The sequence below is a fragment of the Christiangramia flava JLT2011 genome (genome assembly GCF_001951155.1).
Classification (GTDB): domain Bacteria; phylum Bacteroidota; class Bacteroidia; order Flavobacteriales; family Flavobacteriaceae; genus Christiangramia; species Christiangramia flava.
Genome location: NZ_CP016359.1, coordinates 1,816,294 through 1,837,051 on the forward strand (window position 1 = coordinate 1,816,294; position 20,758 = coordinate 1,837,051).

Consider the following 20,758-nt stretch of genomic DNA (forward strand, 5'->3'; position numbering starts at 1 on the left):
GTGTTGGAGAGCCTGTTCGGTGGGTGTTTCAATTTTAGTGAAATCCGGCAGGCTTTCTTTTAATTCAGATTGCGCTTTTCAATAAAAAAACGTTTCAGCAACTCCCCGCATTCATTCTCTAAAACGCCCGATTTCACTTCGGTCTTTGGGTGTAACTGCACGCCGAATTTTCTATAGCCCCGCGTACTGTCGCTTGCTCCAAAAACGATCTTCGAGATCTGGCTCCAGTAAAGCGCTCCCGCACACATCTGGCAGGGTTCCAGCGTGATGTACATCGTGCAGTTATGGAGGTATTTACCGCCGAGGAAACCCGCAGCGGCCGTAATCGCCTGCATTTCAGCATGGGCGGTTACATCGTTCAGCGTTTCGGTAAGATTATGGCCTCTCGCAATAATGCGATCATTAATAACGACCACAACGCCCACCGGAATTTCACCTTTTTCATAAGCCGCTTCAGCTTCTTCAAAGGCTTTTTTCATAAAATAATCATCGGTGAACGGAGTAAGCATCGCTAAATTTTTCGGAAAGATATAATTTTGAATTTCAATTTTAGGAAGCGTGCACATTAAAATGGCAAAATGTACCTTTGTTAGCCTATGGCAGAAAATATTCTGAATACGATCCATTCTCCACGAGATCTGCGAAGGCTCGATGAATCGGAGTTACTGCAGCTGAGCCAGGAACTTCGGAAGTTCATCATCAATATCGTGGCTACCAAAGAAGGTCATCTGGGTGCCAGCCTGGGCGTGGTGGAATTGACGATTGCGTTGCATTACGTTTTCGATACACCTCAGGATTTACTGATTTGGGATGTAGGCCACCAGGCATATGGTCATAAAATATTGACTGGGCGAAGGGAAATTTTTGAGACCAACCGTCAGCTTCATGGTTTGAGTGGTTTTCCGAAGCGGGAAGAAAGCCAATATGATGCTTTCGGAACGGGACATTCCTCCACCTCGATTTCTGCGGCACTGGGAATGGCAATTGCCTCGAAATTGCAGGGAGAACTGGAAAAACAGCATATCGCCGTGATCGGTGATGCCTCTATTGCCAGTGGGATGGCCTTTGAAGGTCTGAACCACGCCGGTGTTACCAATGCCAATCTACTGGTAATCCTCAATGATAATGCTATTGGAATTGATCCCAGTGTAGGAGCACTGAAGGAATACCTTACCAGGGCTAAGATCGGGCATAAACCGGCGAATGATAATATTATCGAGGCGCTGAATTTCAATTATTTCGGTCCGGTTGACGGGCATGACCTGCCGGGTCTGATCAGTATCTTAAAAAAGCTTCAACAGATAAAAGGTCCGAAATTTTTACATGTCATCACGAAGAAAGGAAAGGGCCTGAAGAAAGCGGAGGAAGACCAGATTAAATACCACGCTCCCGGCAAATTTGAACCCGAAACCGGCGAACTGCTTCCGAAGAATCAGGAAGGTCTGCCGAGCAAATACCAAGATGTCTTTGGTCTTACATTGGTGGAACTGGCCGAAAAGAATGAAAAAATCATCGGTATTACTCCCGCGATGCCTACCGGAAGTTCATTAAAGTACATGATGGAAGCATTTCCTGAAAGGGCTTTTGATGTGGGAATCGCCGAACAGCATGCGGTTACCCTTGCCGCAGGCATGGCAACCCAGGGATTTAGCGTTTATTGCGCTATCTACTCCACATTTTTGCAGCGAGCGTATGATCAACTGATACATGATGTAGCATTGCAGGACCTGCCGGTTATTTTTTGCCTGGATCGCGCAGGACTCGTGGGTGAGGACGGGCCAACCCATCACGGCGTTTTTGATATTGCCTATGCCCGCTGTATTCCCAACTTGATGATTGCAGCACCTCGAAATGAAACCGAGTTACGCAATTTGCTGTATACCGTCCAGGAGGAACTGGAGCATCCCATTATGATCAGGTATCCCAGGGGGCGCGGAGTGTTGAAAGAATGGAAACTGCCATTTGAAAAGATCGCTATCGGAAAAGCTGAAAAACTAAAAAACGGGGATCAGATCGCCGTGCTGAGCATCGGGAATATGGCTGAAAATGCTTCCGAAGCCATTCAGAAACTGAAAAATCCCGGTGCTGTGGCTCATTATGACATGCGTTTCGTCAAACCCCTCGATCTGGATATGCTGAAGCATATTTTTTCAGAATTTGACCAGATCGTGACTATAGAAGATGGGGTAGCACGAGGAGGTTTCGGAAGTTTGGTGCTGGAAACCGCCTCAGAATTAGGCTATTCAGGAAAAATTTCTATTTTAGGCGTACCAGATACGTTTATTTCCCAAGGAAGTGTCTCGCAATTACAAGAAATCGCAAAAATTGACGTTGAAGCTATACGGCAGAAGCTGGAATCTATGTTGTGATTTTTATATTTTTGTGAATCCGAAAACCTGAAGCAGCGAATGAAGTTAAATTTCCTATTACTAAGCCTCTTACTATTTAGCCTGAATTCTTTTGCGAAACCTACTGATAGCCTGAAAGTGCATGTTCCCAATTCCCTGCGCTTAACTGAAAAAGAGAGCGATACGACCGTTTCAGATACGATGCTGGTTTACTGGAGTGAAAAGAACACTTTTGGGGTCAACCTTACAGAAGTGGCTTTTGTGAACTGGAATTCCGGTGGTAATAACTCGGTATCAGCGCTTTTTTACTCGAGTTTTGAGCGGAATTATGAAAAAGAACTAACCATCTGGAAAAATTCAGCTTCTTTGCGTTACGGCCTGAATGCCCAGGAAGGGCGCCAGGTTCGTAAGACCGATGATGAGATCAGGTTCAATTCTTCGTTTGGTTTCCGGGCAGATAGTACCTCGAACTGGTATTATTCGGGAAAATTCAGTTTCAATACGCAGTTTGCGCACGGTTATAAATACCCTGATCGTGACACACCAATTTCGAAATTTATGGCGCCTGGCTATTCTTTTCTGGGGGTTGGAAGCGAATATTCAGATCCTGTGGAAGATCTCACAGCCTATATTTCTCCTTTAACCATCAAATCGACCTTTGTGCTGGACCAGCGGCTTGCCAATGAAGGAATGTTCGGGGTAACTCCTGCTAAAACTGACCAACTGGGCAATATCATCGAAGAAGGCGAAAATGTACGAACGGAATTTGGGGTACTGGTCACCAGTGAATTCCGGAAAGAGGTCTGGGAAAATATCAATTTGGACAACCAGCTCAGCCTGTATTCAGATTACCTGAATAACTTCGGAAATATCGATGTAGACTGGCAGCTGAATGTAAACATGAAAGTCAACAAATACGTCAAAGCCAATGTGGGTTCACACGTGCGCTATGACGATGATGTGAAATTCAAGGAAGATACCAACGGCGACGGGAAACTGGAAACCAGCGGAGCCCGCGTTCAGTTGAAGCAGATGCTCGGAGTGGGTCTGGTATATGAATTTTAAACGCTGTCTCCTTTAAACTTTTTGAAAGAGGCCACCGTCAATCCATCGGTTAAAGAAGCCACGTACGAGCAAATCCCGATCAGTTTTTCGTAAACCGATTCTTTTTCGTCCAAAATGGCGATTTTCGGAGTCGATTTCAGTAATAATTTGTGAAAATTAGAATTTTCCTCATTGCGTTCCGGCAAAATCGCTCGGGTGTATAAATCCAGTAGATAAGATAGCATGCTGTAACCGGCAATTTCCTTGCTGATCACCTCTTCGCTCTGGTAGATCTTCTCGATGCTTATTTTAATGATATCCTTTATCTGTGCCTCATAACTGCTTTTGTCGAACAAAGATTCATGGAAATCGCCATTTAAGATCTTTTCTTCATTAGCAATAAAAATATCAGCCGCTTCCACGATTAACGTATTGATCGCCAGGGCACGCAGGTAAGCCAGGCGATCGGCGGTGTTTCCTAACTGGTTGTATTTCGAGGTATTGATATTGTCCTTTACTAGTTTGATCAGGTATTCCAGCGCGTAATCTTCGTCAATCAGTCCAAGGTTAATTCCGTCTTCAAAGTCGATGATCGTGTAGCAAATATCATCTGCCGCCTCCACTAAAAATGCCAGCGGATGGCGGGTATACCCCGTATCTTTTCCTTCTCGAGTAGGGTGAAGTCCCAGTTCTTCAGCAATTTCCTGGAAAATCTCTTTTTCCGACTGGAAGAAGCCGAATTTTTTGTCTTCAATATTCCTGCTCGGTTTATGCGGAAGGGATTCCTTCGGATACTTGGTAAAAGCTCCAAGCGTGGCGTATGACAAGCGAAGTCCGCCGGTGATGCCGGGCCGGTTTTCTGTCAGAATTCTGAAACCATTGGCATTGCCTTCAAATTTCACCAGGTCCTGAAATTCCTTATCGGTCAGCAAATTTTTAAATCGCTTTCCATTCCCGTGACTGAAATATTCCCCAATGGCTTTTTCACCGGAATGTCCAAAAGGCGGATTCCCGATGTCGTGTGCTAATGCCGCAGCTGCAACGATGGCACCAAAATCATTCATCTGGTACCCAAAGGTGTCTTTTAAATGCGGGTGCTTTTCCAGGATCTTTTGTCCCGCCAGCCGCCCGAGCGAACGCCCAACCACGGAAACTTCCATGGAATGCGTGAGCCGGGTATGCACAAAATCAGTTTTGGAAAGCGGGATAACCTGGGTTTTATCCTGAAGGCTGCGAAAAGCCGAAGAAAAAATGATCCTGTCGTAATCTACTTCAAAGCCCAGGCGGGTCTCGTTTTGCTCTTTCCGAAGTCTTTTATGCTTGTCGCCGAAGCGTTTGAGTGATAACAGCTGTTCCCAGTTCATGAATATTGGTTTTCGAATTCAAAAGTATTAAAAAAGGGGAAGTTTTCACTTCCCCTTTAAAACAACTATGGCAATGGAATTATGAACCGCACATTAGGCAATCATCTCCTTCGCTTTCCTTGCTTTGGGCGATGATGGCACGTAGTTCTTCAGGAGACAAAGCTCCTTCTTCTTCAGCCTGGGCTGAAATCACGGCCTGGGCCTGCATTTTTTCAGCAGCCTTTACTGCTACAGCTTCAGCAACCGGTTCTTTTTTAGTTTCTTTTTCCAGCGTAAATTTAATAGCATCTACAGCACTTTTCGTTCTTAAGTAATACATACCGGTTTTGAGTCCGCTTTTCCAGGCGTAGAAATGCATGGACGTGAGCTTGCTGTAATTGGCATTTTCCATGAACAGGTTAAGCGATTGTGACTGATCGATAAAATATCCGCGCTGGCGAGACATATCGATAATGTCTTTCATACTCATTTCCCACACGGTTTTGTAAAGTTCTTTCAGATCTTCCGGGATCACGTCAATATCCTGAACAGAACCATTGTTTCTCATAATGGCATTTTTCACGTCGTCGTTCCAAAGATTGCGTGCTACCAGGTCTTCCAGCAGGTGTTTGTTTACCACGATAAATTCTCCGGAAAGTACTCGGCGGGTGTAGATGTTGGAAGTATAAGGTTCGAAAGCTTCATTATTTCCAAGTATCTGTGAAGTCGAAGCGGTAGGCATTGGTGCCAGAAGCAGGGAGTTGCGAACTCCGTTTTTCATCACCTGCTTACGCAATTTCGCCCAATCCCATCTTCCGCTAAGGTCTTCGTCTTTAATTCCCCATAAGTTATACTGAAATTCACCCTGGCTGATCGGTGAACCTTCAAAAGTGGAATACGGTCCTTCTTCTTTTGCCAGTTCCATGGAAGCCGAAACAGCAGCGAAATACAGAGTTTCGAAGATCTCCTGGTTCAGTTTTTTAGCTTCATCTGAAGTAAATGGCATTCTCAGTTTAATGAACGTATCGGCAAGTCCCTGAACACCTAGTCCCACAGGACGGTGACGGAAATTGGAATTTTCAGCTTCTTTTACCGGGTAGTAGTTGCGATCGATCACCTTATTCAGGTTGCGGGTCACCCTCTTGGTAATTTTAAACAATTCTTTGTGATCAAATTCGCCGTTTTTAATGAACATCGGCAGCGCGATGGAAGCCAGGTTACAAACAGCCACTTCATCTTTGCTGGTATATTCTAAGATTTCCGTGCAAAGGTTGGAAGAACGGATCACTCCCAGGTTCTTCTGGTTCGATTTCCTGTTCGCTGCATCTTTATACAGCATGTACGGAGTTCCGGTCTCAATTTGAGATTCTAATATTTTCTCCCACAGTTCGCGTGCTTTGATCGTTTTACGGCCTTTATTCTCAGTTTCGTATTTGGTATACAAGGCTTCAAATTCGTCTCCGTATGTATCGTACAGTCCAGGGCATTCGTGCGGGCACATCAGCGTCCATTTTCCATCTTCCTGCACACGTTTCATAAAAAGATCAGACATCCACATCGCGTAGAACAGGTCACGGGCACGCATTTCCTCTTTTCCGTGGTTCTTCTTCAGATCCAGGAAATCAAAAATATCAGCATGCCAGGGTTCCATATAAATGGCAAAGGAACCTTTTCTTTTTCCGCCTCCCTGGTCTACATAACGCGCGGTGTCATTGAAAACACGAAGCATTGGAACGATTCCGTTAGAGGTGCCGTTGGTTCCGGAGATATAAGAACCGGTAGCCCTCACATTGTGAATAGATAATCCTATTCCTCCAGCCGATTGTGAGATCTTCGCGGTTTGCTTCAACGTATCGTAAATACCATCGATACTATCATCCTGCATCGTTAATAAGAAACAGGAAGACATTTGCGGTTTTGGAGTTCCGGCGTTAAAAAGTGTTGGGGTAGCGTGTGTAAAATATTTTTTAGACATCAGCTCGTAGGTCTCTACGGCCGCATCAAGATCATCAGGGTGAATACCAATAGAAACCCGCATAAGCATGTGTTGCGGTCTTTCAGCAATTTCACCATTGATCTTCAGTAAATAAGAGCGCTCTAAAGTTTTAAAACCGAAATAATCGTAGCCAAAATCGCGGTTGTAGATGATCGTAGAATCCAGTTTTTCCCGATTATCCATGATCACTTTATATACTTCATCTGAAATAAGCGGAGCTTTTTCTTCAGTACGCGGATTTACATACTCATACAGATCGGTCATCACTTCAGAAAAAGTCTTCTTCGTATTTTTATGCAGGTTGGAAACCGAAATCCTGGCAGCCAGTTTTGCATAATCCGGGTGGGATGTAGTCATGGTCGCGGCAATTTCCGCAGCCAGATTGTCGAGTTCACTGGTCGTTACATTATCGTACAATCCTTCGATCACTCTCATGGCGACCTTTACAGGATCTACCAGTTCGTTCAGGCCATAACAGAGTTTTTTAACCCTGGCGGTGATCTTATCGAACATCACCGGTTCTTTTCGTCCGTCTCTTTTAACTACATACATGCGCTACAAATTTTGTTAGTCTGGGCTGCGGAAGGGACAAAACGATCCCACCCGAAACTTTCGGTTAATTGAAAAATTTAAAAAAATGAATTGTTGAAAAGTCCAACTTGCGCCGCGTTGGGGGGCACGACGCAGTTGCGCTTTTTAAAAATCGGCGTCGAAACTGATGTTATCCGATTCTTTGTCTTTGTTCATGACTCCCGCTTTCTGGTATTCGCTCACGCGTTTTTCGAAGAAGTTGGTCTTCCCCTGCAGGTTGATCATATCCATAAAATCAAACGGATTCGACACATTGTATTCTTTTTCGCATTCCAGTTCCACTAAAAGTCGATCGGTTAAGAATTCCAGATACTGCGTCATCAGTTTCGCGTTCATCCCGATAAGGCTAACAGGTAGCGATTCGGTAATGAACTCGCGCTCTATATTTAGGGCATCCACGATGATCTCGCGGATCTTTTCTTTTGAGACTTTGTTGAGAAGGTGGTTGTTATGAAGGTGAACCGCAAAATCGCAGTGCATTCCTTCATCGCGGGAAATCAATTCATTGGAGAAAGTAAGACCCGGCATCAATCCTCGTTTTTTCAACCAGAAGATCGAGCAGAAGGCTCCTGAAAAGAAAATCCCCTCGACGGCAGCAAATGCGATCAGTCTTTCTGCAAAAGAATCAGACTCGATCCACTTCAGTGCCCAGTCGGCTTTTTTCTTAATTGCCGGAAACACTTCGATCGCCTTGAATAATTTATCTTTTTCCTTGTCGTCTTTCACATAGGTGTCGATAAGCAGGGAATAGGTTTCAGAATGGATATTTTCCATCATGATCTGAAAACCATAAAAGAACTTGGCTTCTGAATACTGGACTTCGTTCACAAAATTTTCAGCCAGGTTTTCATTGACAATCCCGTCTGAAGCGGCAAAAAATGCCAGGATGTGTTTGATGAAATAGCGCTCGTCTGCATTCAATTTGTTGTTCCAGTCGTTCAGGTCCTGGTGTAGATCGATCTCTTCAGCAGTCCAGAAACAGGCCTCCATTTTCTTGTACCAGTCCCAAATATCATGGTGTTTGATCGGGAAGATCACAAACCGGTCTTTATTTTCCTGCAAAATGGGTTCCTGCTGCGCCATTGGTCTTAGTGTTTTCGGTTATGGTTAATTGAAAAGTATTTAACAAATATTTAAAAATGAGACAGATAATGAAAGAAATCAGCCCAAACGTTTTCAACAAAGTTTTCAACACGGGAAATGATGCAGAAGAATTACTTAACTGAATAGATTCAATTTAAATAGCTGAAAATTAGTCGATTATAATATGTTAATAATTTTATGAACGAAAAGCTCCGGGGGTGAATTTTAAATTATTAAGCGTGAATGGGAAGAGTGAAAATCTGACAAAATAAATGTTAAATTTTAGAGATTTGGTAAAAAAGTAAGCCGGTCGTTCTCACCGGCTTACTTCGAAAACAGAATTACCTAATTTTCTGGTTGGTTCACCTATAAAAAAATTAATATGAAACAGGTAAAACTGTTTACCTTTGTTAGGGTAATCTTTCAGTAAAATAATCGGGGGAGTCGAGACCGGGGAATTTATGTGATCTCTAAATGAGAGTTTTGTAAATATACTTATAAGATTCTGTAATTCAGCCTATTGAAAAGTTATAAAAGCGTTAAATTACTTTCTGATAGCCTTTGCGGTTTCCTCCAGCTCCCGGTACCAGTCTGCTCCGAATTTTCTAATGAGTCCTTCCTTGACAAACTGATAGATCGGTACCTGTAGTTCTTTTCCTAAGCTGCAGGCATCATCACAGATCTGCCAGCGATGATAGTTCACTGCCGAGAACGCGGTATATTCATCCACACGTACAGGGTATAAATGACAGGAAACCGGTTTTTTCCAGTCTATTTCTCCAGCATTATACGCCTCCTCAATACCGCAAAGTGCAGTCCCTTTTTCATCAAAAATGACGTAGGCGCAGTCTGCTCCATCAATGAGCGGAGTCTCGAGTTCGCCGTTTTCAGTTTGAATATAGGTGCCTTGTTTTTCAATGGCCTCAATTCCTTCCTTCCGAAGAAATGGTTTCACTTTCGAGTAGATCTTTTCGAGGATAGGAACTTCTTCGGGTTCCACCGGCGCGCCGGCTTCCCCGTCTATGCAGCAGGCGCCTTTGCAGGCCGAGAGGTTGCACACGAAGTCATTTTTAATGATCTCTTCTGAAACTAAAGTTTTGCCTAATTGAAACATGCTGCAAAGATAATTTTCTCTTAAAAATGAAGGCCTGAAAATTCACATAAATTTAACCCGGAAAGGTATTTAGAAATCTGAAAGCTTGAAGTACTTTTGCGGCCAATTTTAAAAGAGGTGGGTTATGTTTAACGTACTTGATTTCAGAGAGATATTTACGGCTGGAATGGTTCTTTTTGCGGTGATTGATATCGTGGGGAGTATCCCGATCATCATCGACCTGAGAAAAAAAACGGGTCATATTCAGAGTGAAAAAGCCTCGATCGTGGCGGGGATCATCATGATCGTTTTCCTGTTTTTGGGAAAAGAGATCCTGAACCTTATTGGGATTGATGTAAATTCTTTTGCCGTGGCGGGTTCTTTTATTTTATTTTTCCTGGCGCTGGAAATGATCCTTGGCATCAGCCTTTATAAAGACGATGCGCCGGAGACGGCATCCATAGTGCCTTTGGCTTTTCCTTTGATTGCCGGGGCGGGTACCATGACCTCGCTGGTTTCCCTTCAGGCTGAATATGAAACGGTAAATATTATTGTAGCTATCGTTTTCAATATTATATTTGTATATCTGGTCCTGAAATCTTCTTCAAAGATTGAGAAGATTCTGGGTTCCCAGGGAATCAATGTAGTGCGAAAGGTATTTGGGGTGATCCTTCTGGCGATAGCCGTTAAACTTTTCGCGGCGAATATTCAGAGTTTATTTTCATGAAGTACATTATTTTCACAATCATTTTTCTTGCGGTTGTATTTATAGGTATCAGCATTAGCGTATTAGATATTCAGGCTCCTTTTGAGGGAGATAGCGGGAACGGCCTTATCGTGATCCTTGCCAGCTTTTGTGTAATTTGCCTGATGGGAATTTTGCTGATCTCCAGGAGCATTTCCAAAAAAGCCAATTCTTAGATGCAGTACGATGTGATGATCATTGGTGGCGGAGTGGCAGGAATTTCCTGTGCACTGGTGCTTGGTTCGGGACTGCAAAAGAGTTTCGGTGAGGGCAAACGTGTGGGAATTGTCATGCACCAGAAGGCTTCTCATCTGCAATCAGCAAAACTCTATAATGCCTTCGGAATAATCCCCGGAAAGAGTGGTGCTGAAATCCTTTTGGAGGCCAAAGACCATCTTCGCGAGCAATATCCCGGGGTGGATATTCTGGAAAAGGAAAAAGTCAAGTCGGTTACTGAAGCTGGTTCCGGGTTCAAAGTACAGACCAATAAGGCCGATTATGAGGCGAAAATGGTCGTAATCGCTACCGGTTACAATTCTCCCAACCGAATTTCCGGACTGGAGGATTACGTGATCCCGCATACCAGAGCCAAGCTCGAAAAAAACCGAATTGAACTGAAGAACCAGGACCATCTTGTTAAAGAGGGTTTGTATGTTGCCGGGACGCTTGCCGGGTGGAGAAGCCAGTTTTCCATCGCAGCAGGAAGTGGCGCAGCGGTGGCTACAGATATTCTAACGGTTTGGAATGGTGGTGAGCACACCAAGGTTCACGATAAGCTATACTAGAAGAGGTACATTGCCAAAAATGGCAGGGTCGCCACGCTGAAAATCAGGAAACTTTGCTGAAGGTTTCTAAAGAGCAGCGCACGCTTGAGTTTCTGGGTAAATTCCCGGTCTTCATTCTCGCGAATTTGTTTCTTTAATAGTTTCCGGGAAACATTGGAAGAGGTAACTAGAATGTCTTTCTGAAGAAAGAGTAAACTGCTATTATCGAGCAGGCGAAAACTTACCGCAATGATGAAAAACATCAGGGGTAGAAAAGGCAGTAAGGCAGTTAGATTTAAGGCTAAAAAATTCACACCATGTCCAAATTAGGACTTTTGCTCGGACAATTCGATAACTTTATCGATTATTCGGTCATCGGTATTTAAATATCGTTCAAATGCATTAGTTCCGAAAAGCTGGTGGATCATTTCGGCTTTCAGATATTTCTTTAAGAGGGGTTCATGCTGTTTTTGACTTAAGTTTATTCGTACATCCCCCATTCTTTTCAGGTAAGTAGAAAAATCTTTCAGCATTTCATTGCTAACCTCCACCTTATTTTCAAATTCTTCCAGAGACATGTCATTGTAGCGAGACCTGTCTTTTTCCAGAATATCGAAAACGAATCGGCTCATATAGCCCCCGCGCAGCAGGAAGATCAGTTTTTCCTTTTCAGCGTCGGTATTTTTGGGTACGAAAATATCGGGAATGATACCTCCGCCACCGTAAACCACTTTTCCGCCAGGCGTGGTATATCGCAGTGAATCATTTACATGAATGCTGTCCTGGCTGTTCAGTTCTCCGTTCTTGTAGCGGCGCATGTAATCTTTAAAATATGCGTCATTGCCATTATCGTAAGGCTTCTGAATGGAACGCCCCGTAGGCGTATAATATCGGGCAATGGTAAGCCGAACGGCGCTTCCATCCCCAAGTCCCATTTCGCGCTGTACAAGGCCTTTCCCGTAGCTGCGGCGACCAACGATCGTTCCCACGTCATTGTCTTGAAGCGCTCCGGCCACTACCTCACTCGCGGAAGCAGAATTTTCATTGATCAGCACGTATACTTTTCCGTTTTCAAACTCTCCTTCACGCTCGGCGAAAGTCTTTTCTATGGAGCCGCTTTTATTTTTAGTAAATAGGATGAGCTTATCATCAGAAATAAATTCGTCAGCAATATTAATGGCTTCGGAAAGGTAACCTCCGGGATTGTCTCTCAGGTCCAGGGCGATCTGTTTGGCACCCTGATTTTTCAGGTTTTTGATTGCTTTTTGAAATTCCGAAAAAGTGGTTTCTGCAAAGCGATTGATTTTAATATATCCCAGGCTCGGGGTTAGCATATAAGATGCGTCTACACTTTTCAAAGGCACCTTCCCACGCTTTACCTTAAAAGTTAGCAAATCCTGAATGCCTTTTCTTAAGACCTTCAGCGTAACCCTGCTGTTTTCTTTTCCTTTTAACTGGTTGGTCAATGAATCATCGCTGATGTCTCTATTGAAAAGTTTCTCGCCATTGGCATACAAGATCCGGTCGCCTCCTTTAATGCCTATATTTTCACTGGGACCACCTTCCAGTGGCCGAATTACCACAATTGTGTCGTTCACTTTATAAAAGCTCACGCCAATTCCCACAAAATCGCCCTTCATGTTCTCGCTTACCGAGGCATATTCTTCCTTTGGGATATAAACCGAATGCGGGTCCAGGTTTTCCAATATCTTATTCACCGTGACATCCACAATGCTATCGGTGTTCACTTCATCTACATATTCATAATCTATGTAATCGATGAGCCGGTTCAGCTTCTGTTTTTTGGGATTGGAAGAGAAAAGTTGGTCAGAAACACCATAATTGAGGTGTGCTCCCAGTAAGATACCCAGGGCACAGGCAATGCTCAATAGCAGGGGCGTGTATATTTTCTGATACTTTTTCAATCTTCCAGCTCTGATATTTGTTCCAGTTCAACGCCAGCTTTTTCTAAAAATTGCAATCCGGAATTGTCTTTATAGTCAATTTGATACACCAGGCGTTTAATTCCTGATTGGTGGATGAGCTTGCTACATTCCTTACAGGGAGACATGGTAATGTACAAAGTGGCATCCTTGCAGCTTTGCGTAGATTCCGCTACCTTCAGGATCGCATTTGCTTCGGCGTGAAGAACGTACCATTTAGTATATCCTTCTTCATCCTCACAAAAATTTTCAAAACCGGTTGGAGTTCCGTTATAACCGTCAGAAATGATCATTCTGTCTTTTACAATCAGTGCGCCAACCTGTTTTCTTTTACAGTGGGAGAGCTTGCTCCACTCCTTGGCAATACGAAGATAAGCCTTATCGTATTTCAGCTGTTTTTCCCTTTTCATTTAATTCAGGCAAATTCCGATAACAATTCTCTGCAAATTAAATGATTATCTGGAAATGTAAAGTTTTATTGGTCAAAATCTAAAGCGCCAGGTAATTTTCTTTCAGAATTGGCAGCACGATCCCAATCACAATGGAGCTTACTACCAGGATCCAGTCTCTTTTGGAAATATTCAGAATATTCTGAAGGATAAAGGCCAGGATCAATACCGAAAGGACCACGATAAGCTGCGCGAGTTCGATGCCCAGGGCAAATTCCAGCAGTGGTGCCAGTTTACTATCTGAAGAAGCCGCGATCATTTTGAAGTAGGAAGAGAATCCCAGGCCGTGAATTAGCCCAAAGAAAACCGTTGTGAAATAGAGCAGGTTGATATTCTGGTTTTTCAGTTTCTTTCCGGCGGTAAATATATCGTAGAGTGCAGTAACGATGATCGTAACCGGAATCAGAAATTCTACATAAGCGGTGTCTACTTTTACAATTCCGTAGGTGGAAAGAAAAAGCGCCAGTGTGTGTCCCAGTGTGAAAAGCGAGACGAGGCCTAAAACCTGCTTCCAGCTGCTAAAACTGTATGAAGCCACCAGGGCAACAAGAAAAAGAATGTGATCGTATGCGTTCCAGTCCAGAACGTGTTCCAGACCGAGTTGAAGGTAAAGCCAGAATTGAGACATATAGGGTTTTTTCTCAAAGAAACCCGAAAGTACGATTTATTGGTTTAAAAGCAAAGAAAATGGGGTGTGTGACAAAAAAAGGCCCTCGTATGAGGGCCCTGTGAAATAGTCTTGAATAAGCTTATTGTTCAACTGTTTCGGTAGCTACCGAATCTACAGCAGTGGTCAAACTATCAACAGTAGTCTCCATACTGTCTACAGTTTTTTCTTCCATCACCGGAGCTTCTTCCATCATTTCTGAGTTGATGCTGGTTTCTTCGCTAAGATCTTCAGCGCTTTCAGCTGAATTTTCGCGACATGAAACCATTGTGATCACTGCAAAAACCGGTAGTACACCAAGTAAAAATTTTTTCATTTGTCATTGATTTAAAAACCGTGCGAATATAGATGAAAAACCATTCGCTGATACAAATCTGAAAAATATTTTACGGTAGTTTAAAAGCCTTATTTTCAGTGAATTACTGGTCGTCTAGTTGAATAGAATCAGTATTGGCTCCCAGTTTTTTCAGAATTTTTTCTACTTCTTCGGTCATTTCCGGTGGACCACACACATAGAAGCGCTTATCCAGGTCCGAAATTTCTTTTTTCAGGAAGTCTTCGTCGAGATACGCTTTGGTGTGACTGGTGTCTTCCTGGTCGGTAATCACGTAGGTTGTTTTCCCATTCATAATGCGGTCCAGCTCTTCTTTTAAGATGATATCTTTATCGGTTTTATTGGAAAAAATGAGTCGGTTGCCTTCAGTTTCACCCTTTTTTTCCAGTTCACGAAAAATAGCGAGGTAGGGAGTAATTCCTGCTCCACCGGCGATAAAATATCCCGGACCTTTATATTCAATGGCACCCCAGGTATCCCGAATGATCAACTCATCGCCCGCTTCCAGTTTGTCCAGTTGTTCGGTCACACCATCATGATCGGGATAGATCTTAATGGTAAATTGCAATTCGGGAGTTTCGTTCAGGCTGGTAAAGGTAAATGGGCGTTTTTCGTCTTTCCAGCCCTCTTTGTTGATGGAAACCTCGGTGGCGTGGCCCGGAGTAAATTCGTAACCGGAAGGTTTTTCCAGGTTGAACTGCTTGACGTCGTGGGTAATTTGGTTAATCGACTTGATTTTTACAGTATGGCTCATAGTTTTTCTTTTGAAGGTAACTAAATCAACTGAAATGGTTTAGCTTAAGAAGTTGAATTATAATTATTTAACCTTCCTTAAAGAAAATCTTTAGAAGTATTTCAAATCGTCGAAGCCTTCTTGCCAAAAACCTTTTTTAAAGCCGATCTGGCGGCATAATAGCCGCACATTCCATGAACCCCGCCGCCCGGTGGAGTAGCAGCCGAACAGATGAAAATTTTCTTATTGGGCGTGCTGTAGGGGTCCAGTTTAATGGCTGGCCGGAAGAAAAATTGTTTCAGATCGGCCACTCCACCGGTGATTGCTCCGCCTAGATAGTTGGAGTTATCATCCTCAAACTCTTTGCAATTAGTGCTTTTCCGAGCTAGGATAAGGTCTTTAAAGCCTGGAGCAAAACGTTCGATCTGGTTTTCGATAGCGGCTGTTTGATCGAGCCTTGAACCCTGTGGAACATGGCAATAAGCATAACCGGTATGCGAAGCCCTGGGGGCACGCGAGCGGTCTATTTCACTTTGCTGGCAGAGGATAAGAAACGGTTCATCCGCGTGTTGACCCTTCCACACGGAGGCTTCGCTACGGGCAATTTCAGCAAAAGTCCCACCTACATGAACAGTGCTGGCTTTTTCACAATTTGGGTCTTTCCAGGGAATTGATCCGGAAAGCGCCCAATCCAGCTTGAAAATTCCTGGCCCATACCGGTAATTTTTCAGTTTCTTGGTATAGGAATTCGGAAGTTGATCCTGGGCAATTTTGATCAACTGGGCAGGACTGGTATCGAAAAGATAACAGGAAGCTTCGGGTAGCTGACCAAAATTTTCGACTCTGAAGGAAGTCTGGATCTCTCCGCCTAGCTTTAAAAAATAGTTTTTGAGGGCCACGGCTAAATTTTCGGTCCCTCCCTTAATCACCGGCCATGTTGCGAGATGGCCCTGGATGACGAACATCATTCCTACAGCCGCCGTTAATCTTTTGGATAGCGGAAGTATGCTGTGTCCAGCACAACCGGCAAAAAGAGCCTTTGCCCGGTTGGTCACCAGGTTTTTCTGAACAAAATTTTCAGCTGATTGCAAACCTTTGATACCGAAATTAGCCAATAAAAAGGGATTTTTCGGAAATTGCAATGGTGCCATCCCAGCGCGGAGCAGCTTTTCACCGTGTTCTACGAAATAGCTGAAGGAGTTCTTCCAGTTTTCATTATCTAGTCCCAATTCCGCAGAGGTCTTCTCAATCGACTGATAGAGCATGGCTGCCGGTTCGTTTTCCAGAGGATGGGCCACAGAAATTTCCGGGTGTATCCATTCGAGACCGAAATCGGTAAGCGGTAAGGTTTTGAAATACGGCGAAAGATAACCGGCAGGATGAACCGCCGAGCAATGATCATGGATGAAACCTGGAAGCGTGTACGAACCTGAACGCATTCCGCCGCCAATAGTTTCCTGTGCTTCCAGGATCAAAACCTGAAGACCCTGTCGACTCATTTCAATACCGGCTGCCAGACCGTTTGGACCAGAGCCAATTATAACCGCATCATATTTTCGCATGGGAGGAAACTACTCTATTTGCTAAAAATAAGGACTCCATTTGACAATTTTGCAGGAAATTTTAACAGGTGTTTGATCCGCCTATGCATTACATCTAATATTCTTCGCCTTCAACGATTTGATTTCTTAATAAGGCTATAAAATGCTAAATTATAGTCAGTTATAACCTTAAAACTTTAGCGTATGGAACTTTTTACCGATTTCTTGCACAACTACAAACATTCTTTAGAAGGAGTTCATCCGGTTGTTAAAATCATGGCGACCATTACCTTGGCATTTATTTTAGTCGCGGTGGTAAGTGCGGTCATCAATGTTTTAGCCTCGTAATACCTTCTGAAGCAAGAACGCCTATAACTTCACGAAATCTCTGTTCCGATTTATGGAAACAGAGATGAGGCCTATTGCCTTTCTCTCACTGCAGCCTATTAAACGGTCTAAATTAGGACCTCAGATATTTCCATTGTAAATTTTTTGTAAAGTATGCTTGACATTCAATCTTTAAATTTATATTTGTAAAATAAACTTTACAATTAATCAAATTTTATTTACAATGACTTACATCACTTTACAGAAGAAGCGTACCAAAAAGCTCGCGATGTGGACGGGTTTATGGGTATTCAGCTTAACCCTGGCAATATTTGGGTCAGAATTTTTATGGAACGATAATAAGGTTCTAACGATCATTTTCATTTTAATAAACCTGGGTGTAGGAATTATGATGATCCGGGCGAACATCCAGTATGTGAAATCTCTGGACGAATTACAGAGGCTTATTGCGTTACAGGCAATGGGAATTGCCCTTGGCGTCGCAGTAGTTGGCGGAATTACCTATTCGGCGCTTGATGTGACGAACGTGATTGGATTTGATGCTGAGATCAGTCACCTGGTTTTACTCGTGGGAATATCCTATTTAATCTCTATTGTTCGATCACACTTCCAGTTCAAATGAAAAACCGACTCAAAGTACTCCGTGCAGAAAAGGATATGACCCAGGCAGAACTGGCAGAAAAAGCCGGTGTTTCCCGCCAAACCATCAATGCTATTGAAAAAGGCAAGTTTGATCCCAGTTTGCCTCTGGCCTTTCGGTTCTCGCAATTATTCAAATTGCAAATCGAAGAGATCTTTCAGTTTGAGGAATAAAATTTGTTAACTAAAACGATTTAGCGTAGATTTAAGAAAGTTTAACACGAATGGATAGAAAAGATTTTCTCCAATTATCAGCACTTTCTTCATTAGGCATATCATTTTTTAGTTATACCAATTCCTATTCAAAAATTTTTCCGAGTGAATCTGATATTAGCGTGGATCATTTTAAAAAATTCCAGGACCCTGAAAATAAATTTAGGCCATTTGTAAGATGGTGGTGGAATGGGGATAAACTGCGTAAGGAAGAATTGCTTCGGGAATTGGATGTTCTTCAGGCCGCTGGTATTGGAGGAGTAGAGATTAACCCTATTAAATTTCCCGAGCGAACAAATGACCTTGGCATTTCTTCTTTAGAATGGCTGGGAGACGAATGGCTGGAAATGTTAGAATTTACTGTAAATGAGGCCAAAAAACGTGGACTAATTTGTGATATGATCGTGGGTTCAGGCTGGCCGTTTGGAGGAGAATTTTTAAAAAAAGAAGAGCAAATTCAGCTAATGGCATTGGGAACTCGTAGCCTGCAAGCCAATACAGATTATTCCATACCAGTGACTGATATTCTAGATGAAGTAAGTCCGAAGATCTATTCTCCCCACTCCAACAGTTTTAAGGAACTACATATGGTAAAGCTTGCTCCACAAAACCTAAATACTACCAATTTTGCAATAGATATTCAACCAGATGCAGAGGGGATGATCAGGATCCAGGCTCAGAAAACCCCCAAAGAGCTTTATTATCTGGTGAAAATCACCGGTTATATGGCGGTGATCAATGGTGCGCCAGGAGCAAATGGTCCGGTCCTGAATCACTTCAATGAGTCTGCAATACAGAACTATTTTGAAAGAATGTCTAAAAGACTCACTGAAAAGCTCGGCAATTTTGGCAATTATTTCCGGGCGTTTTTTACAGATAGTATTGAACTTGAAGGGGCTAATTGGAATGAAGATTTTCCAGAAGTTTTTAAGGAACGTTTCGGTTATGACCTCGAAAAATACCTGCCGTTTTTGCTCTTTAAGATCGGGCATATGGGAAATCCCGTGCAAGAGGATTATGGAGCGAAATTTTCAGATGAATTTCAGGAGAAGATTAACAGGGTTCGCTATGATTTTGAAACCCTAAAAAATGATCTTTTCCGTGAGCGATTCATAGAACCTTTTACAAACTGGTGTCATCTTCACGGGGTACAGTCAAGGATGCAGGCCTACGGAAGGGAATGTCATCCCCTGGAAAGCAGTATGCATATTGATATTCCTGAAAATGAAACCTGGATGGGAAATAGCGCAGGGGCGGTATTTTCCGATGAAAATTACCGGGAGGGTCGTGCCTATACGATGATCAATAAATTTGTTTCCAGTGGTGCCCGGTTTGCTGGTAAAAAACTGGTGAGTTGCGAAGAGATTACCAATACAAATCGTGTTTTTACTACAACGCTGGAAGAGATTAAGATTGCTGGAGATCAGAGTATTTTGTCTGGTGTCACTCATTCTATATTGCATGGATTCAATTACAGTCCGCCTGAAGCACCATTTCCAGGCTGGATTCGATATGGTACATTTTTGAATGAGCGCAATACCTGGTGGCCCTATTTCAGAAAATGGGCAGATTATAAAGCAAGGTTATATGCTATTTTCCAGAATACGGAACTCCATTCAGATATCGCAATTTTGCATCCCATAGCAGATCTTTGGAAAATACATGGGCCCATGCGCGATCCTTTTCCGGAAATGGCGTATCCTTCCTATCAGCATCAGGTTTGGGAAGCCATTCAACAGTGCGGAAATTCGGCAGATTATATCAGCGAAAAAATCATTCAACAATCACAGATCCAACCGAAGCAAATTGTCTACAACGAAAGAAAGTATCGCGTGCTAATGTTGTTGGATGTGGTAAGTATGCTGCCAGAAACCGCCCGGAAAATTGCTGAATTTCAAAGACAGGGAGGGAAAATTATTTTCGTGGGTCAAAAACCAACTCAAACGGCAATGCTTCAACAGGCTGAAGAAAATAGGAAGATTGCGGAAATTTTTGAAGCTTTCCCAGATGATTCTAAAACCGGGATAGTAGATAGACCTCAAAAAGATTTTATTAGCTGGTATCAAAATATTCAGAAGCGTTTCGGAATCGATCCAGGTATTCAGATCTCAAAACCAAATAAATTTTTGAGTCACATTAGGTATGGTTCTGACGCAGCCGACTATTATTTTTTTGTCAATTATAATCAGTCTGAATCACAGGAAACAGATCTTATATTCCATAGTTCCCGAAAGGTTGCTGAAGTTTGGGACCCCGAAACCGGAGAGAAGTTCCGTATAAAATTGGCTGCAAACGGTTCTTATTTGCTGAAACTCGGCCCGGCTGAATCAAAACTAATAGTACTTCGGGATCAATGGACAACCGAAGAATTTGTGTCAGAAATGGGAATTTTAACCGAAATGGAAAAGATTAATGGCCCATGGAAAATCAAATTGCATAAAGTGGATGGAAATTTGCAAAATCGGGAATGGCCACTTTTGAAAGATTTAAAGGAAACGGATGATCTTCAAAATTTTTCGGGTACTCTATTGTATCAAACCAATTTTGATTTTGGCGCAGATGCTGGTCAATATTTCTTGGATCTAGGTAAAGTTTACGGAATTTCAGAAGTTATCCTGAATGGAAACAAATTGGGGAGTGTCTGGTACGGCAAACATCAATATCGTTTAGGGAAGGCCTTGAGAATAGGCAGTAATCAACTACAGGTTCAAATTACAACAACTTTGGGAAATTATATGAAATCATTAAAAGATAACCCGGTTGCCCAGGGATGGACCTCTTACCAGAAATTGCAATCTTCCGGAATGATTGGACCGGTAAGGATTTATACCGTCTCTTAAATTATGAAATAGAAAAGCCGTATTTTCATGCGGCTTTTCTATTC

At 42.9% G+C, this 20,758-nt stretch carries 21 protein-coding genes; 9 read left to right on the forward strand and 12 right to left on the reverse strand.

Annotation, left to right across the window (positions count from 1 at the left end; all coding sequences use genetic code 11):
- Positions 1–59: 59 nt before the first annotated feature.
- Positions 60–509: a nucleoside deaminase gene (locus GRFL_RS07815; RefSeq protein ID WP_083646016.1), complete on the reverse strand. Its 450-nt coding sequence runs from the start codon at positions 507–509 to the stop codon at positions 60–62.
- A gap of 87 nt (positions 510–596) precedes the next feature.
- Between GRFL_RS07815 and dxs the strand changes: the two genes are divergently transcribed.
- Both dxs and GRFL_RS07825 read left to right on the forward strand, forming a co-directional pair.
- On the forward strand, positions 597–2,369 hold the full coding sequence (gene dxs / locus GRFL_RS07820) for a 1-deoxy-D-xylulose-5-phosphate synthase (protein WP_083644088.1): 1,773 nt from the start codon (positions 597–599) through the stop codon (positions 2,367–2,369).
- A 39-nt stretch (positions 2,370–2,408) separates the two neighbouring features.
- Positions 2,409–3,413 carry a DUF3078 domain-containing protein gene (locus GRFL_RS07825; protein ID WP_083644089.1) on the forward strand — a complete coding sequence of 335 codons (1,005 nt, stop codon included), beginning with the start codon at positions 2,409–2,411 and terminating at the stop codon, positions 3,411–3,413.
- On the opposite strand, the gene GRFL_RS07830 is transcribed toward GRFL_RS07825, so the two are convergent.
- The 4 genes from GRFL_RS07830 to GRFL_RS07845 all read right to left on the reverse strand — a co-directional run bounded on the left by GRFL_RS07830 (position 3,410) and on the right by GRFL_RS07845 (position 9,519).
- Positions 3,410–4,756 (reverse strand): deoxyguanosinetriphosphate triphosphohydrolase, encoded by a 1,347-nt coding sequence (locus tag GRFL_RS07830; protein WP_083644090.1) that lies wholly within the window; start codon positions 4,754–4,756, stop codon positions 3,410–3,412. The two genes, GRFL_RS07825 and GRFL_RS07830, sit on opposite strands and share 4 nt — an antisense overlap.
- A 79-nt stretch (positions 4,757–4,835) precedes the next feature.
- On the reverse strand, positions 4,836–7,283 hold the full coding sequence (locus GRFL_RS07835; protein WP_083644091.1) for a ribonucleoside-diphosphate reductase subunit alpha: 2,448 nt from the start codon (positions 7,281–7,283) through the stop codon (positions 4,836–4,838).
- Between the two features lie 144 nt (positions 7,284–7,427).
- A complete protein-coding gene (locus tag GRFL_RS07840; protein ID WP_083644092.1) occupies positions 7,428–8,405 on the reverse strand; it encodes a ribonucleotide-diphosphate reductase subunit beta in 978 nt (325 codons plus the stop codon).
- Positions 8,406–8,949: 544 nt separating this feature from the next.
- The gene (locus GRFL_RS07845; RefSeq protein ID WP_083644093.1) at positions 8,950–9,519 is read right to left on the reverse strand and encodes a DUF3109 family protein; all 570 of its coding nucleotides are present in this window, start codon (positions 9,517–9,519) and stop codon (positions 8,950–8,952) included.
- Between the two features lie 124 nt (positions 9,520–9,643).
- On the opposite strand from GRFL_RS07845, the gene GRFL_RS07850 reads away from it, so the two are divergent.
- The 3 genes from GRFL_RS07850 to GRFL_RS07860 are packed head-to-tail and all read left to right on the forward strand — an operon-like array spanning position 9,644 to position 11,028.
- Positions 9,644–10,225, forward strand: coding sequence for a MarC family protein (locus GRFL_RS07850; RefSeq protein ID WP_083644094.1), 582 nt, complete (start codon positions 9,644–9,646; stop codon positions 10,223–10,225).
- Positions 10,222–10,419: a hypothetical protein gene (locus GRFL_RS07855; RefSeq protein WP_083644095.1), complete on the forward strand. Its 198-nt coding sequence runs from the start codon at positions 10,222–10,224 to the stop codon at positions 10,417–10,419. The genes GRFL_RS07850 and GRFL_RS07855 overlap by 4 nt, the downstream gene beginning before the upstream one ends.
- Complete coding sequence (locus tag GRFL_RS07860; protein ID WP_083644096.1) at positions 10,420–11,028, forward strand: FAD-dependent oxidoreductase; 609 nt, start codon at positions 10,420–10,422, stop codon at positions 11,026–11,028. It abuts the gene before it with no gap.
- Here GRFL_RS07860 and GRFL_RS07865 read toward each other — a convergent pair.
- From GRFL_RS07865 to GRFL_RS07895, 7 genes are all read right to left on the reverse strand, one after another.
- Entirely contained in the window at positions 11,025–11,321 is a 297-nt protein-coding gene (locus tag GRFL_RS07865; RefSeq protein WP_236995903.1) for a hypothetical protein, read from the reverse strand. The genes GRFL_RS07860 and GRFL_RS07865 overlap by 4 nt on opposite strands.
- Before the next feature lie 12 nt (positions 11,322–11,333).
- Positions 11,334–12,932 (reverse strand): S41 family peptidase, encoded by a 1,599-nt coding sequence (locus tag GRFL_RS07870; protein WP_083644098.1) that lies wholly within the window; start codon positions 12,930–12,932, stop codon positions 11,334–11,336.
- Positions 12,929–13,360, reverse strand: coding sequence for a deoxycytidylate deaminase (locus GRFL_RS07875; protein WP_083644099.1), 432 nt, complete (start codon positions 13,358–13,360; stop codon positions 12,929–12,931). Before GRFL_RS07875 ends, GRFL_RS07870 begins: the two co-directional genes overlap by 4 nt.
- Before the next feature lie 79 nt (positions 13,361–13,439).
- Positions 13,440–14,027, reverse strand: a complete 588-nt coding sequence (locus tag GRFL_RS07880; RefSeq protein WP_083644100.1) for a HupE/UreJ family protein — start codon at positions 14,025–14,027, stop codon at positions 13,440–13,442.
- Between the two features lie 121 nt (positions 14,028–14,148).
- Complete coding sequence (locus GRFL_RS07885) at positions 14,149–14,382, reverse strand: hypothetical protein (RefSeq protein WP_083644101.1); 234 nt, start codon at positions 14,380–14,382, stop codon at positions 14,149–14,151.
- A gap of 103 nt (positions 14,383–14,485) precedes the next feature.
- Positions 14,486–15,154 carry an FAD-binding oxidoreductase gene (locus GRFL_RS07890; protein ID WP_083644102.1) on the reverse strand — a complete coding sequence of 223 codons (669 nt, stop codon included), beginning with the start codon at positions 15,152–15,154 and terminating at the stop codon, positions 14,486–14,488.
- Between the two features lie 101 nt (positions 15,155–15,255).
- On the reverse strand, positions 15,256–16,695 hold the full coding sequence (locus GRFL_RS07895) for a phytoene desaturase family protein (RefSeq protein ID WP_083644103.1): 1,440 nt from the start codon (positions 16,693–16,695) through the stop codon (positions 15,256–15,258).
- Between the two features lie 183 nt (positions 16,696–16,878).
- Here GRFL_RS07895 and GRFL_RS18085 point away from each other — a divergent pair, with 183 nt between their 5' ends.
- The 4 genes from GRFL_RS18085 to GRFL_RS07910 all read left to right on the forward strand — a co-directional run bounded on the left by GRFL_RS18085 (position 16,879) and on the right by GRFL_RS07910 (position 20,714).
- Entirely contained in the window at positions 16,879–17,022 is a 144-nt protein-coding gene (locus GRFL_RS18085) for a hypothetical protein (protein WP_169833970.1), read from the forward strand.
- A 223-nt stretch (positions 17,023–17,245) separates the two neighbouring features.
- Positions 17,246–17,644, forward strand: a complete 399-nt coding sequence (locus GRFL_RS07900) for a hypothetical protein (protein WP_083644104.1) — start codon at positions 17,246–17,248, stop codon at positions 17,642–17,644.
- Entirely contained in the window at positions 17,641–17,835 is a 195-nt protein-coding gene (locus GRFL_RS07905; RefSeq protein WP_083644105.1) for a helix-turn-helix transcriptional regulator, read from the forward strand. Before GRFL_RS07900 ends, GRFL_RS07905 begins: the two co-directional genes overlap by 4 nt.
- Before the next feature lie 50 nt (positions 17,836–17,885).
- Positions 17,886–20,714, forward strand: a complete 2,829-nt coding sequence (locus GRFL_RS07910) for a glycosyl hydrolase (RefSeq protein WP_083644106.1) — start codon at positions 17,886–17,888, stop codon at positions 20,712–20,714.
- Positions 20,715–20,758: the final 44 nt, after the last annotated feature.

Excerpts from the sequence above, each read along its gene's own strand:
- GRFL_RS18085 (WP_169833970.1), top strand. The coding sequence starts at position 16,879 with ATGGAACTTTTTACCGATTTCTTGCACAACTACAAACATTCTTTAGAA.
- GRFL_RS07850 (WP_083644094.1), top strand. The coding sequence starts at position 9,644 with ATGTTTAACGTACTTGATTTCAGAGAGATATTTACGGCTGGAATGGTT.
- GRFL_RS07885 (WP_083644101.1), bottom strand. The coding sequence starts at position 14,382 with ATGAAAAAATTTTTACTTGGTGTACTACCGGTTTTTGCAGTGATCACA.
- GRFL_RS07825 (WP_083644089.1), top strand. The coding sequence starts at position 2,409 with ATGAAGTTAAATTTCCTATTACTAAGCCTCTTACTATTTAGCCTGAAT.
- GRFL_RS07815 (WP_083646016.1), bottom strand. The coding sequence starts at position 509 with ATGCTTACTCCGTTCACCGATGATTATTTTATGAAAAAAGCCTTTGAA.
- GRFL_RS07890 (WP_083644102.1), bottom strand. The coding sequence starts at position 15,154 with ATGAGCCATACTGTAAAAATCAAGTCGATTAACCAAATTACCCACGAC.
- GRFL_RS07830 (WP_083644090.1), bottom strand. The coding sequence starts at position 4,756 with ATGAACTGGGAACAGCTGTTATCACTCAAACGCTTCGGCGACAAGCAT.
- GRFL_RS07900 (WP_083644104.1), top strand. The coding sequence starts at position 17,246 with ATGACTTACATCACTTTACAGAAGAAGCGTACCAAAAAGCTCGCGATG.
- GRFL_RS07860 (WP_083644096.1), top strand. The coding sequence starts at position 10,420 with ATGCAGTACGATGTGATGATCATTGGTGGCGGAGTGGCAGGAATTTCC.
- GRFL_RS07910 (WP_083644106.1), top strand. The coding sequence starts at position 17,886 with ATGGATAGAAAAGATTTTCTCCAATTATCAGCACTTTCTTCATTAGGC.
- GRFL_RS07840 (WP_083644092.1), bottom strand. The coding sequence starts at position 8,405 with ATGGCGCAGCAGGAACCCATTTTGCAGGAAAATAAAGACCGGTTTGTG.
- dxs (WP_083644088.1), top strand. The coding sequence starts at position 597 with ATGGCAGAAAATATTCTGAATACGATCCATTCTCCACGAGATCTGCGA.
- GRFL_RS07835 (WP_083644091.1), bottom strand. The coding sequence starts at position 7,283 with ATGTATGTAGTTAAAAGAGACGGACGAAAAGAACCGGTGATGTTCGAT.
- GRFL_RS07855 (WP_083644095.1), top strand. The coding sequence starts at position 10,222 with ATGAAGTACATTATTTTCACAATCATTTTTCTTGCGGTTGTATTTATA.
- GRFL_RS07895 (WP_083644103.1), bottom strand. The coding sequence starts at position 16,695 with ATGCGAAAATATGATGCGGTTATAATTGGCTCTGGTCCAAACGGTCTG.
- GRFL_RS07880 (WP_083644100.1), bottom strand. The coding sequence starts at position 14,027 with ATGTCTCAATTCTGGCTTTACCTTCAACTCGGTCTGGAACACGTTCTG.
- GRFL_RS07845 (WP_083644093.1), bottom strand. The coding sequence starts at position 9,519 with ATGTTTCAATTAGGCAAAACTTTAGTTTCAGAAGAGATCATTAAAAAT.
- GRFL_RS07875 (WP_083644099.1), bottom strand. The coding sequence starts at position 13,360 with ATGAAAAGGGAAAAACAGCTGAAATACGATAAGGCTTATCTTCGTATT.
- GRFL_RS07905 (WP_083644105.1), top strand. The coding sequence starts at position 17,641 with ATGAAAAACCGACTCAAAGTACTCCGTGCAGAAAAGGATATGACCCAG.